9 protein-coding genes are annotated in these 13158 nt (G+C 67.8%); 7 read left to right on the plus strand and 2 right to left on the minus strand.

All coding sequences use genetic code 11. The annotated features are described in order from the left end of the window. Nucleotides 1-47: 47 nt before the first annotated feature. The 5 genes from AC27IO_RS13815 (at nucleotide 48) to AC27IO_RS13835 (ending at nucleotide 9551) form a co-directional block, all read left to right on the plus strand. Entirely contained in the window at nucleotides 48-3620 is a 3573-nt protein-coding gene (locus AC27IO_RS13815) for an indolepyruvate ferredoxin oxidoreductase family protein (RefSeq protein WP_498739231.1), read from the plus strand. Between the two features lie 286 nt (nucleotides 3621-3906). Then, the gene (gene yajC / locus AC27IO_RS13820; protein WP_284400752.1) at nucleotides 3907-4242 is read left to right on the plus strand and encodes a preprotein translocase subunit YajC; all 336 of its coding nucleotides are present in this window, start codon (nucleotides 3907-3909) and stop codon (nucleotides 4240-4242) included. An 83-nt stretch (nucleotides 4243-4325) separates the two neighbouring features. After that, nucleotides 4326-6218, plus strand: coding sequence for a protein translocase subunit SecD (gene secD, locus AC27IO_RS13825; protein ID WP_272566597.1), 1893 nt, complete (start codon nucleotides 4326-4328; stop codon nucleotides 6216-6218). 12 nt (nucleotides 6219-6230) lie between these two features. Further along, nucleotides 6231-7184 (plus strand): protein translocase subunit SecF, encoded by a 954-nt coding sequence (gene secF, locus AC27IO_RS13830; RefSeq protein WP_272566599.1) that lies wholly within the window; start codon nucleotides 6231-6233, stop codon nucleotides 7182-7184. 36 nt (nucleotides 7185-7220) lie between these two features. After that, the gene (locus tag AC27IO_RS13835; RefSeq protein WP_498739232.1) at nucleotides 7221-9551 is read left to right on the plus strand and encodes a DUF1631 family protein; all 2331 of its coding nucleotides are present in this window, start codon (nucleotides 7221-7223) and stop codon (nucleotides 9549-9551) included. Nucleotides 9552-9602: 51 nt separating this feature from the next. Here the strand turns inward: AC27IO_RS13835 and recX are convergent, their stop codons facing one another. Next, nucleotides 9603-10067 (minus strand): recombination regulator RecX, encoded by a 465-nt coding sequence (recX, locus tag AC27IO_RS13840; RefSeq protein ID WP_317351316.1) that lies wholly within the window; start codon nucleotides 10065-10067, stop codon nucleotides 9603-9605. A gap of 77 nt (nucleotides 10068-10144) precedes the next feature. Beyond that, nucleotides 10145-11236 (minus strand): recombinase RecA, encoded by a 1092-nt coding sequence (recA, locus tag AC27IO_RS13845; RefSeq protein WP_284400760.1) that lies wholly within the window; start codon nucleotides 11234-11236, stop codon nucleotides 10145-10147. Between the two features lie 140 nt (nucleotides 11237-11376). Between recA and AC27IO_RS13850 the strand changes: the two genes are divergently transcribed. Together AC27IO_RS13850 and AC27IO_RS13855 are read left to right on the plus strand one after the other, a co-directional pair. Further along, nucleotides 11377-11880: a MarR family winged helix-turn-helix transcriptional regulator gene (locus AC27IO_RS13850; RefSeq protein ID WP_284430677.1), complete on the plus strand. Its 504-nt coding sequence runs from the start codon at nucleotides 11377-11379 to the stop codon at nucleotides 11878-11880. Nucleotides 11881-12007: 127 nt separating this feature from the next. Then, on the plus strand, nucleotides 12008-13158 hold a 1151-nt coding region (locus AC27IO_RS13855; protein WP_498739233.1), incomplete at its 3' end, for a methyl-accepting chemotaxis protein.

Raw genomic sequence — 13158 nt, forward strand, 5'->3', positions numbered from 1 at the left:
GCCGCGGATTGGGCATCGAGCGTGCTGGCGAGGGAGCCCGCTGCGTCATGAAGCCCCCCTGCCCGCAGCACATCCGCCGCGCCATTGAAACGGTCACGCTCGATGACAAATACGCCTTGCCGGAGGGCCGTGCCTTCATGAGCGGCGTGCAGGCCCTGGTGCGCCTGCCCATGCTGCAGCGCCAGCGCGATGCGATCGCGGGCCTGAACACCGCGGGCTTCATCAGCGGCTACCGCGGCAGCCCGCTGGGCACCTACGACCAGGCGCTGTGGTCGGCCAAGAAGCACCTGGCCAAGAACCACATCGTGTTCCAGCCCGGCGTGAACGAGGAGCTGGGCGCCACCGCCGTGTGGGGCACGCAGCAGCTCGACCTGTACCCCACGACGAAGAAATACGACGGCGTGTTCGGCATCTGGTACGGCAAGGGCCCGGGCGTGGACCGGTGCTCGGACGTGTTCAAGCACGCCAACATGGCCGGCACCTCCAGGCACGGCGGCGTGATCGCCATCGCGGGCGACGACCACATCAGCAAGAGCAGCACCGCGCCCCACCAGAGCGACCACATCTTCAAGGCCTGCGGCCTGCCGGTGTTCTTCCCGAGCAGCGTGCAGGACATCCTGGACATGGGCCTGCACGCCTTCGCCATGAGCCGCTTCTCGGGCGTGTGGTCGGGCATGAAGACCATCCAGGAGGTGGTGGAGTCCTCCAGCAGCATCTCGGTGGACCCGGACCGGGTGAAGATCGTCCTGCCCGAGGATTTCGCCATGCCGCCCGGCGGCCTGCACATCCGCTGGCCCGACGCGCCGCTGGAGCAGGAGGCGCGCCTCATGGACTACAAGTGGTATGCGGCGCTGGCGTACATCCGCGCCAACAAGCTGAACTACAACGTGATCCAGGGCCCGCAGGACCGCTTCGGCATCATCGCGAGCGGCAAGGCGTACAACGACACGCGCCAGGCGCTCATCGACCTGGGGCTGGAGGACGACGTCTGCCGCCATCTGGGCATCCGGCTGCACAAGGTGAACGTGGTGTGGCCGCTGGAGGCCACCATCACCCGCGACTTCGCGCAAGGCCTGCAGGAGATCCTGGTGGTGGAGGAAAAGCGCCAGGTCATCGAATACCAGATCAAGGAAGAGCTCTACAACTGGCGCGCCGACGTGCGCCCCAACGTGCTGGGCAAGTTCGACGAGGTGGAGGGCGACAACTCCGGTGGCGAGTGGAGCATGCCCAACCCGAGCCAGAACTGGCTGCTGCGCCCCAAGGCCGACCTCACGCCCGCCATCATCGCGCGCGCCATCGCCAAGCGCCTCAAAAAGCTGGGCGTGCCGGCCGACATCGTGGCCCGCATGGACGCGCGCCTGTCGGTGATCGATGCGCGCGAGCGCGGCCTGGCCGAATCCAAGGTGGACACGGGCGACCGCACGCCGTGGTTCTGCAGCGGCTGCCCGCACAACACCAGCACCCGCGTGCCCGAAGGCTCGCGCGCGGTGGCCGGCATCGGCTGCCACTACATGGTCAACTGGATGCCCGACCGCAACACGTCCACCTTCACGCAGATGGGCGGCGAGGGCGTGACCTGGGTGGGCCAGCAGCCCTTCACCACGGAAAAGCACGTGTTCGCCAACCTGGGCGACGGCACCTACTTCCACAGCGGGCTGCTGGCCATCCGCCAGAGCATCGCGGCGGGCACCAACATCACCTACAAGGTGCTCTACAACGACGCCGTCGCCATGACGGGCGGCCAGCAGGTGGGCGAGCGGCCCGAGGGGCACTCGGTGCTGCAGATCATGGCCAGCCTGAAGGCCGAGGGCATCGCCCGGCTGGTGATCGTGACCGACGAGCCGGCCAAGTACGACGGCGTGGCGCTGGCCGAGGGCGTGACGGTGCACCACCGCGACGAGCTGGACCGGATCCAGCGCGAGTTCCGCGAGATCCCCGGCTGCACGGCCATCATCTACGACCAGACCTGCGCGACCGAAAAGCGCCGCCGCAGGAAGCGCGGCACCCTGGCCACGCCCAACAAGACCGTGGTCATCAACGAGCTGGTGTGCGAGGGCTGCGGCGACTGCTCGGTGCAATCGAACTGCCTGTCGGTGGAGCCGCTGGAGACCGAGTTCGGCCGCAAGCGCCGCATCAACCAGAGCACCTGCAACAAGGACTACTCGTGCGTGAAGGGCTTTTGCCCGAGCTTCGTCACCGTCGAGGGCGGCACGCTGAAAAAACCCAAGAAGGAAAAGAAGGGCGACCTCTCCGCGATGCCCCCCATTCCCGAGCCGGTGCTGCCCGTGGCCGAGAGCGCCTGGGGCATCGTCGTGGCCGGCGTGGGCGGCACGGGCGTGATCACCATCGGCTCGCTGCTGGGCATGGCGGCGCACCTGGAAGGCAAGGGCGTCATCACGCAGGACGCGGCGGGCCTGGCGCAAAAGGGCGGCGCGACCTGGAGCCACATCCAGATCGCCAACCGGCCGGACGCCATCTACACCACCAAGGTGGACACGGCCAAGGCCGACCTCATCATCGGCTGCGACTCCATCGTCGCCTCGCACAAGACCACCATGGCCGCGATGCAGCCGGGCCGCACCTTCGTGGCGCTCAACACCCACGGCTCGCCCACTGCGTCGTTCGTGCACAACCCCGACTGGCAGTTTCCGGGCACCGATTGCGACACGGCCATCGCCTCCGCCGTGGGCGAGGACCTGCTGGCCAGCTTCGATGCCGAGGAAGTCGCCATGCAGATGCTGGGCGACAGCATCTACACCAACCCCCTGATGCTGGGCTACACCTGGCAAAAGGGCCGCGTGCCGCTGTCGCATGCCGCGCTCATGCGCGCCATGGAGCTGAACGGCGTGCAGGTGGACAACAACAAGGCCGCCTTCGAATGGGGCCGCCGCTGCGCGCACGACCTGGCCGCCGTGCAGGCCCTGTTCAAGGCCGCGCAGGTGATCCAGTTCGTCAAGAAGCCGGGCCTGGCGGAAGTGGTGGCCAAGCGCGAGCAGTTCCTCACCGGCTACCAGAACGCGGCCTATGCGGCCGAGTACAAGGCCTTCGTGGAGAAGGTGCAGGCCGCCGAAGCGCGCACGGGCGGCAAGGGCACGCGCCTGTCCGAGGCCGTGGCCCGCTACCTGTTCAAGCTCATGGCGTACAAGGACGAGTACGAGGTCGCGCGCCTGCACACCGACGCGGCGTTCACCGCCAAGATCGAGGGCATGTTCGAAGGCGACTACAAGCTGGTGCACCACCTGGCGCCCCCGCTGACCGCGAAGAAGAACGACAAGGGCGAACTGCTCAAGCAGCCGTTCGGGCCGTGGATGCGCAAGGCCTTCGGCGTGCTCGCCAGGCTCAAGGGCCTGCGCGGCACGGCGCTCGATCCGTTCGGCCGCACCGAGGAGCGCCGCACCGAGCGCGCCCTGATCGCCGAGTACCGCGCCTGCATCGACGAGCTGCTGGCCGGCCTGACCGCCGACAACCTGCCGCTGGCCGCCGACATCGCCCGCATTCCCGAGGACATCCGGGGCTACGGCCACGTGAAGGAGCGCCACCTGAAGGCCGCCCGCGCCAAGTGGGCGGTGCTGATGAACCAGTGGCGCCACCCGCAGGAGGCGCTGCGCCAGACGGCCTGAGGGGGCGAAAGCCCCTTTCCCCAGCATGTGAGGGGGAAATGGGGCGCTATTGAAAATATAGCAATATGCCCTAGTGGTTATTGTGCTGGGCGGTGTTTTCATGCCCCATCGAAGGCCGGCCCTTGGGCCGGCCTTGCCACGCCAAGACCCCCCGCGGACGCGGGTTTTGGCATGGGCTTTGCCAGGGGGCGCCGCATACAATCGCCTGTTGCCCTCCCGGCTGGCGCCGCGTCGCGCCGTGGGCGGGTGTCTGAAACGACCATCCATTTGAATGGAGCCTGTTGCCGTGTTTATCTCTTCCGCTTTCGCCCAGACCGCCCCTGCCGCCGCCGCCGGTGGCAGCGACATCATGTCCTCCCTGACGGGCATGCTCCCGCTGGTGCTGATGTTCGTGGTCCTGTACTTCGTCATGATCCGCCCCCAGATGAAGCGCCAGAAAGAGCATCGCAACATGATCGAGGCCATCGCCAAGGGCGATGAGGTGGCCACTGCCGGCGGCATCGTCGGCCGGGTCACGCGCCTGTCCGAAGGCTTCCTGCACATCGAGATCGCCTCCGGCGTGGAAGTGCAGATCCAGCGCAGCGCCGTGGCGCAGGTCCTGCCCAAGGGCACGGTCAAGTAAGTCCAAGCGATGGCGCGAGCCGTTCCGATCTGGCGGCCGGCCCTGCGGGCCTGCGCCGCGACCTGAGAGTTAAGAGCGCGATCATGAACCGTTACCCGGTCTGGAAGTACGCGATCCTCGTGATCGCGCTGCTGGTGGGGGCCCTGTACACCCTGCCCAATTTCTTTGGCGAGGCCCCTGCCGTGCAGGTGTCGTCGGCCAAGGCGACGCTGAAGGTCGATGCCGCCGTGCAGCGCCGCGTCGAAGAGGCCCTGAAGGCCGCGGGCGTCGTGCCCGATGCCGTGAGCTTCGATGGCAATTCGGTGCGCGCGCGCTTCGACTCGCCCGACAGCCAGCTCAAGGCCAAGGACGCGATCCAGAAGGCCCTGGTGCCCGATCCGGCCGACCCGCCGTACATCGTCGCGCTGAACCTCGTCTCGCGCTCCCCCGACTGGCTCAGCGCGCTGCATGCGCGCCCCATGTACCTGGGGCTGGACCTGCGCGGCGGCGTGCACTTCATGCTGCAGGTGGACATGCAGGCGGCCCTCACCAAGAAGGCCGAATCGCTCGCCGGCGACCTGCGCACCACGCTGCGCGACAAGAACATCCGCCACGGCGGCATCAGCCGCGACGGCCAGGCGGTGGACATCCGCCTGCGCGACGAGGCGACCGCCACGGCCACGCGCAACGTGATCACCGACCAGTTTCCCGACCTGGTGGCCACCAGCAGCCCCGACGGCCAGGGCGTGCGCGTGCGCGCCACCATCAAGCCCGAGGCGCTGCGCAAGGTGCAGGACCAGGCGCTCAAGCAGAACATGACCACGCTGCACAACCGGATCAACGAACTCGGCGTGGCCGAGCCCGTGATCCAGCAGCAGGGCCTGGACCGCATCGTGGTGCAGCTGCCCGGCGTGCAGGACACCGCCAAGGCCAAGGACATCCTGGGCCGCACGGCCACGCTGGAAGTGCGCATGGTCGACGAAAGCGCCGAGGCGCGCTCGGCCGAGCTGGGCTCCGGCCCCGTGCCCTTCGGCGACGAAAAGTACCTGGACCGCAACGGCCAGTCCATCATCGTCAAGAAGCAGGTCATCCTCACGGGCGAGAACCTCACCGACGCGCAGCCCGGCTTCGACGGCCAGACGCAGGAGCCCACGGTCAACCTCACGCTCGACGCCAAGGGCGCCCGCATCTTCAAGGACATCACCCGCGAGAACGTGGGCAAGCGCATGGCCATCGTCCTGTTCGAAAAGGGCAAGGGCGAAGTGGTCACGGCCCCCGTGATCCGCAGCGAGATCAGCGGCGGCCGGGTGCAGATCTCCGGGCGCATGACCACGGCCGAGGCCAACGACACCTCGCTGCTGCTGCGCGCCGGCTCGCTGGCCGCGCCCATGGACATCATCGAGGAGTACACCATCGGCCCGAGCCTGGGCGCCGACAATATCGAGCGCGGCATCCACAGCGTGGTGTGGGGCTTCGTGGCGATCTCGGTCTTCATGTGCATCTACTACGCGCTGTTCGGCGTGATCTCGTCCATCGCGCTGTCGGTGAACGTGCTGATGCTGCTGGCCATCCTGTCGATGCTGCAGGCCACCCTGACCCTGCCCGGCATCGCCGCCATGGCGCTGGCGCTGGGTGTGGCCATCGACTCCAACGTGCTGATCAACGAGCGCATCCGCGAAGAACTGCGCGCCGGCGTGTCGCCGCAGGCGGCCATCCACGCGGGCTACGAGCGCGCCTGGGCGACGATTCTCGACTCGAACGTGACCACGCTGATCGCAGGTCTCGCGCTGCTGGCCTTCGGCTCGGGCCCGGTGCGCGGCTTCGCCGTGGTGCACTGCATCGGCATCCTGACCAGCATGTTCTCGGCCGTGTTCTTCTCGCGCGGCCTGGTCAACCTCTGGTATGGCCGCAAGAAGAAGCTCAAGAGCGTGTCCATCGGACAGGTGTGGAAGCCCGAACCCGACAGCACCACGTCCGCCGTGGTCAAGTCCAACTGAAGGAGAGGGACCATGGAATTCTTCCGCATCCGAAAAGACATCCCGTTCATGAAGTACGCGTTGGTTCTCAACGCGATCTCCTTCATCACTTTCGCGCTGGCCGTGTTCTTCCTGATCACGCGGGGCCTGCACCTGTCGGTGGAGTTCACCGGCGGCACGGTCATGGAAGTGGCCTATACGCAGAGCGCCGACATCGGCAAGGTGCGCAGCACCGTGTCCGGGCTGGGCTATTCCGACGTGACCGTGCAGAACTTCGGCACCGCGCGCGACGTGATGATCCGCCTGCCGGTGCAAAAGGGCGTGACCTCGGCGCAGCAAAGCGAGCAGGTCCTGGGCGCCCTCAAGGCGGCCGACCCCGACGTCACGCTGCGCCGCACCGAGTTCGTGGGCCCGCAGGTGGGCGAGGAACTGGTGCACGGCGGCCTGATGGCGCTGGGCATGGTGGTGATCGGCATCGTGATCTACCTTGCGTTCCGCTTCGAGTGGAAGTTCGGTGTGGCGGCGGTGATCGCCAACCTGCACGACGTGGTGATCATCCTGGGCTTCTTCGCCTTCTTCCAGTGGGAGTTCTCGCTGGCGGTGCTGGCGGGGGTGCTGGCCGTGCTGGGCTACTCGGTGAACGAGTCGGTCGTGATCTTCGACCGGATCCGCGAGGCCTTCCGCAAGTACCGCAAGATGAGCACGCACGAGGTCATCGACCACGCGATCACCAGCACGATGAGCCGCACGATCATCACCCATGCCTCCACGGAGGCCGTGGTGCTGTCGATGTTCTTCTTCGGCGGCCCCAGCCTGCACTACTTCGCGCTGGCGCTGACCATCGGGATTCTGTTCGGCATCTATTCATCGGTGTTCGTGGCGGCCGCCATCGCCATGTGGCTGGGCGTCAAGCGCGAAGACCTGGTGAAGGCGCCGCCCAAGAAGGACGGCGACCCGAACGATCCGAACGCCGGCGCAGCGGTCTGACCGCGACGCCCCGGGGCGCCCCATAATCGACGGCGTATGGAAGAACTCCGCCCTCCCACCGCGCCCCGGCGCCTGGCCCGCCTGGCCCGGCAGCGGTTCGTGGAGGGCCTGGTGGCGGGGCTGCCCGGCCTCGACAACGAACTGCAGGATTTCCTGACCCAGCTCATGGGCCTGACGGCCACGCAGCGCGAGATGCAGACGCGCCGCGACCTGTGGATGCGTTACCAGCAGCGCCACCAGGCCTGGGTCAGCGGCTGCGCCCGCGCCCTGTCCGAGGCCCTGCTGCCGCTGGTCAGCACCAGCCGGGGGGCGCTGCCCGCCGGGGGCGGGTTCGAGCTGCTCAGCGACGACGTCGTCGAGAACCAGATCATCGCCTCGCGCATGGCGCTCACGGTGATGGAGCACACGGGCAACGCCTTCGACACCCTGCGGCAGTTCCTGCAGCACCTGGAAGGCCAGGAACTGGACGGCCGCGACATCCTGCGCCCCGAAACGGTCTGCCTGCTGTTCGTCGACCAGTGGGTCGAGGCCGGCATGGAGCGGGGCGACCTGCAGACCGCCATCGATCCCCTGCAGCGCCAGCTGGGCGACCTGGTCTTGCGCCAGTACCAGTCCGTCAACGCGTTCTGCACCGAGCAGGGCGTGAAGCCCGACAACGACCTGCGCTCCAAGGTGCGCCGCACGGCGGGGGGGCTGTCCTCCCCCGCGGGCCTGGCGTCGCAGGCCCTGCAGCAATCGGCCCAGGCCTTCGCCCGGGAATCCGCCCAGGCGAGCATGCACGGCATGCCGTCCCAGGGGGGCATGCCGGCGCCCGGGCGCATGGGCGCGCAGGGAACGGCCTTCGGTGCCGGCATGCAGGCGTTCATGACACCGCTGGCCCGCGCCCGCCAGCGTGCGCAGGGCGTGATGGGCCAGTTGCGCCGCCTGCTGGTGCAGCCTGCTACGGGCTTTGACATGGTGAACGCACCGCCGGCCTCCGCCGCGCTGGCGCAGGCCCTGTCGGCCCACCGGGCGCAGGCGCAGACGTACTACAGCGGCGTGGCCACGCTGGTCGAGGACTACAGCCCGGCCGCCGTGGTGCAGCTGGTGGGCGCGGTGCGCGAGCGCTCGACCGAACTGAAGGCCAAGGCCTCCACCCCCGGCGAAAAAGCCATCATCGAGGTGGTGGCGCTGATGTTCCAGAGCATCCTGAGCGAAGACCGCATTCCGCCAGCCGTGCGCGTGTGGTTCGCGCGGCTGCAGGTGCCGGTGCTGCGCGTGGCGCTGGCCGAACCCGAATTCTTCAGCGACGTCGCCCACCCGGCACGCCGCCTGATCGACCGCCTGGGCGGCGTGGTGATGGGGTTCGACGCCACCGCCATCAACGGCAGCGCGTTGGAAGGCGAGATCCGCCGCGTGGTGCAGGTGATCGAGCAGTACCCCGAAACCGGGCAGCGCGTCTTTCAGCTCGTCTATGACGAATTCGAGAAATTCCTGGCCAAGTTCCTCACCGCCAAGCAGGCCACCTCCAAGCTCGTCAGCGTGGCGCAGCAGGTCGAGCAGCGCGAGACGCTGGCCATCCAGTACACGATCGAGCTGCGCACCATGCTGCGGGACATGCCGGTGCGCGAGGAGATCCGCGATTTCCTCTTCAAGACCTGGGCCGAGGTGCTGGCCATGTCGGCGGTGCGCGACGGCGCGCAGCACCCGGACACCGTGGCACTCAAGCGCACGGCGGCCGATCTGGTCTGGGCCGCCAGCGCCAAGCCCCACCGGGCGGACCGCGCCAAGGTCATCCAGAGCCTGCCGCCGCTGCTGCAGCACCTGCGCCAGGGCCTGGCGCTGCTCGGCGTGAACGGGCCGGAGCAGGATGCGCAGGTGAAGGTGCTGACCGACACGCTGGCCGATGCCTTCCTGTCCAAGACGGCGTCCATCCCGCAGGCGCACATCGATGCCATGGCGCGCCGCCTGGCCAATCTGGAGGACTACATCAGCGATGCGACGCTGGGCGAAATGCCGCTCAACGCCGACAACATCGAGCTGATGCTGGGCATCGATGCCTCGTCCATCCACGTGATCGCCGACAACGGCGCGCCCGTGGAGCCGGGCATGGTGGCCTGGGCGCAGGAGCTGCAGCCCGGGGCCTGGTTCACGCTGGACCACAACGGCGCGTCGGCGCAGGTGCAGTACGTGTGGCAAAGCCAGCGCAAGCAGCTGCACCTGTTCGCCGCGCCCGATGGCAGCAGCTACCTGCTGCAGCTCAAGCGCCTGGGCGCCTACCTGCAGTCCGGCCTGCTGGTGGCGCAGGAAGAGGAAGCGCTCACGATGCGGGCCACGCGCGACGCGCTGGCCAAGATCGACGCCAACCCGGAACGGTTGCTGGACTGAGCCAGCCGGCCTCGCGGGCCCAGGATCGGCGCGGGCCCGGAATCAGCGCCATCAATCGCCGTCGTCGTCCCCGCTGCCGTCGCCCCGCACCACGCGGCGCACGATGTCGCCGGCAAAGCCCCGTGCGGCCATGAAGCGCATCTGGCGCGCGCGCTCCTGCGGCGTCTCGCCCGGGGTGCCGAAGCGCTGGCGCCACACGGCCTGTGCGCGCTCCAGCTCGGTGGCGCGTAGGCGCTCCGCGGTGGCGCGCACCAGGGCGTCGTCCAGTCCCTTGCCACGCAGCTCCTGCACCAGGCGCTGCGTGCCCAGGCGGGCGGCGCGGCGGTTCACCACCGAATCGGCCACGCGCTGCGCGCTGATGAAATCCTTGGCCTGCAGGTCGTCGAGCACGGCGTTCAGGTCGTCGCCCTCCTGCACGTGGCGGGCCAGCTTGGTGGCCAGTTCGGCGCGGGAGTGTTCGCGCTGTGCCAGCAGGCGCAGCGCCCGGCCCTTGAGCGAAAGCGTCGCAAATCCCATGGTGCTATGACAGTAGAAGCGTCCAGCGCCTGTCAATCAAGCGCTGGAGCCGGGCATGGCCTGCAATCGGCCAAGGCTTACTTCTCGGCCGCTTCCTTGGCCGGGGCGGCGGCGGGGGCTTCCAGGCTGGCGGGCAGCAGGGCGATGCCCAGGCTCTCGCGCACCTTGTTCTCGATCTCGCGGGCGAGGTCGGCGTTCTCGCGCAGGAACTCCCGCGAGTTGTCGCGGCCCTGGCCGATCTTCTCGCCGTTGTAGGCGTACCAAGCGCCGCTCTTTTCGATGATCTTCGCGTTCACGCCCATGTCGATGATCTCGCCCTCGCGGCTGATGCCCTCGCCGAACAGGATGTCGAACTCGGCCGTTTTGAACGGCGGGCTGACCTTGTTCTTCACGACCTTGACCTTGGTCTCGTTGCCCACGGCCTCGTCGCCCTTCTTGATCGTGCCGGTGCGGCGGATGTCCAAACGCACCGAGGCGTAGAACTTGAGCGCGTTGCCGCCCGTGGTGGTTTCGGGGCTGCCGAACATCACGCCGATCTTCATGCGGATCTGGTTGATGAAGATGACCATGCAGTTGGTCTTCTTGATGGTGGCGGTGAGCTTGCGCAGCGCCTGGCTCATCAGGCGGGCCTGCAGGCCGGGCAGCGCATCGCCCATTTCGCCTTCGATTTCGGCCTTGGGGGTGAGCGCGGCGACCGAGTCGATCACGATCAGGTCCACGGCACCCGAGCGCACGAGGCTGTCCACGATCTCCAGGGCCTGCTCGCCGGTGTCGGGCTGGCTGATCAGCAGATCGGACAGCTGCACGCCGAGCTTCTGGGCGTATTGCACGTCGAGCGCGTGCTCGGCATCGACGAAGGCGCACTGGCCGCCCTGCTTTTGCATCTCGGCGATCACCTGCAGCGTGAGCGTCGTCTTGCCGGACGATTCCGGGCCGTAGATCTCGACCACGCGGCCGCGGGGCAGGCCGCCCACGCCCAGCGCGATATCCAGGCCCAGCGAGCCGGTGGAGACGACCTGGATGTCCTCGATCACCTCGCCTTCGCCCAGGCGCATGATCGTGCCCTTGCCGAACTGCTTCTCGATCTGGGCCAGCGCGGCCTGGAGGGCCTTGGCCTTTTCGGTGTTGACGGGCTGGGCGGGGTGGGTCCCCTTGACGGCGAAGTCCATGGAAAGTCCTTGAAAAACAATGGGTTGGGGTGTCTCTATCCGGCTGTGGGTAGTCACAGGCTGGATGCTTGAACAGTAGTTTATGCGAGCCGTCTTGGCGCGTAAACGGTGTTTTAAGTCAGTTTCCCTGACAATGTGCCATGGCCGAAACCCCACCTTCTCCCCCCCTCGACGATGGCTGGCGCCAGACCCACCTGGGCCGCCTGCTCGGGCATGCCATGCGCCGGTTCGATGCGCGGGTGCTCGAACTCATGGCCCACAACGTGGAAGTGCCGCTGGCGCTTTCCAACCTCGCCGCGCGCGATCAGGTGAGTGCGGCGCACGTCCACATCACGCGCCACCTTTCGCTGGATGGCGACCGGCTGACCGATCTGGCGCAGCGGGCCGGCATGACGAAGCAGTCGATGGCCGATCTGGTGGACCAGTGCGTCGCCTGGGGCCTGGTGGTGCGGGAACCCGACCCGCGCGATGCCCGGGCGCGCCGCGTCTGCTTCACTGCCGCGGGCTTGGCGTGGCTGCAGGCGTTCCGCGACGCGGTGGCGCAGGCGGAAGCGGAATTCCGCATGGAGGTGGGCGACGAGGTCGCCACGGTGGTGGCGATCGGACTGGAAGCGTATGCGGAAGGCGACGGGCTGTCAGGTTGAAAGCTGCAAAAATGATACAAATGACATCGCATTTTTGCCATTTTTCGCGCTGCGGATTCCGATTTAAGCCTCTTCTAAGGTATCTAAAAGTTAATCGAGATACCAAACGCAATAGGTGGTACTTATCATGAACCTGCACAACCTCCGCATTGGCGCCAAACTGGCGCTCGCCTTCAGCGTTACCACGCTGATCACCGTCGCCCTGGCCTGGATGGCCTGGGGCCAGATGCTGCGCATCAACGCCAGCGCCGAAGACCTGGCCACGAACTGGCTGCCCAGCATCGAGGCCATCGGCAACGTGCGCATCGCCGCCAACCGCCTGCGGCGCACCGAGAGCGAGGCCTTCCTGCCGACCGACCAGAGCAACCTGAACAAGCTCAAGGAAGAGCTCAAGGTGCGACGCCAGCAACTGGCGGAGGCCGAGGCCGTATATGCGCCGCTGGTCAATCCGGGCGAAGAGCGCAAGGGCTACGAGGCCTACCAGGCCCAGCGCGACCAGTACCTCGCGGTGCAGCGCCGCATGCTGGACCAGCCACTGCAGGCGCACGATGAAACGCTGCGGATCTTCTTCACCGATTCGGAAAAGGGCTTCGATGCCATGGCGTCCACGCTGGGCGAGCTGGCCCGCGTGAACCGCCGAGGCGGCGACGCCGCGCACGACGATGCGGTGGCCACGTTCCACCGTGCGCAGGCCACGCTGCTGGCCCTGCTGATCGCTGCGGTGGCGATCGCCTCGGTGCTGGCCTGGTGGATCACGCGGCACATCACGCGGCCGCTGGCCTCGGCCGTCGAAGTGGCGCGGGGCGTGGCCGCCGGCGACCTGACGATGGACATCGCCGTGCACGGCAAGGACGAGTCCGCACAGCTGATGCAGGCCCTGAGCGACATGCGCGCCAGCCTGGCGAGCGTGGTCGGTGCCGTCCACGGCAGCGCCGAAGGCGTGGCCGCGGCCAGCTCGCAGATCGAGCAGGGCAACCAGGACCTGTCGGCCCGCACCGAACAGCAGGCCTCGGCCCTGGAAGAGACCGCCGCGTCCATGGAGGAGTTGAGCTCCACCGTGCGCCAGAACGCCGACGGCGCCCAGAAGGCCAGCCAGCTGGCGGCGGACGCGTCCACGGTGGCGCAGCGCAGCGGCGACGCGGTGGATGTGATGGTGGAGACGATGAAGAGCATCGACGCCGCCTCCCAGCGCATCGCCGACATCATCGGCGTGGTGGACGGCATCGCGTTCCAGACCAACATCCTGGCGCTCAATGCCGCGGTGGAAGCCGCCCGCGC

The organism is Acidovorax sp. KNOB132 (genome assembly GCF_057541515.1).

What these genes read in the sequence shown, in the direction of transcription:
- AC27IO_RS13815 (WP_498739231.1), top strand. Translation starts at nt 48, where the DNA reads ATGAAGCCCCCCTGCCCGCAGCACATCCGCCGCGCCATTGAAACGGTC.
- AC27IO_RS13850 (WP_284430677.1), top strand. Translation starts at nt 11,377, where the DNA reads ATGGCCGAAACCCCACCTTCTCCCCCCCTCGACGATGGCTGGCGCCAG.
- recX (WP_317351316.1), bottom strand. Translation starts at nt 10,067, where the DNA reads ATGGGATTTGCGACGCTTTCGCTCAAGGGCCGGGCGCTGCGCCTGCTG.
- recA (WP_284400760.1), bottom strand. Translation starts at nt 11,236, where the DNA reads ATGGACTTCGCCGTCAAGGGGACCCACCCCGCCCAGCCCGTCAACACC.
- secF (WP_272566599.1), top strand. Translation starts at nt 6,231, where the DNA reads ATGGAATTCTTCCGCATCCGAAAAGACATCCCGTTCATGAAGTACGCG.
- AC27IO_RS13835 (WP_498739232.1), top strand. Translation starts at nt 7,221, where the DNA reads ATGGAAGAACTCCGCCCTCCCACCGCGCCCCGGCGCCTGGCCCGCCTG.
- secD (WP_272566597.1), top strand. Translation starts at nt 4,326, where the DNA reads ATGAACCGTTACCCGGTCTGGAAGTACGCGATCCTCGTGATCGCGCTG.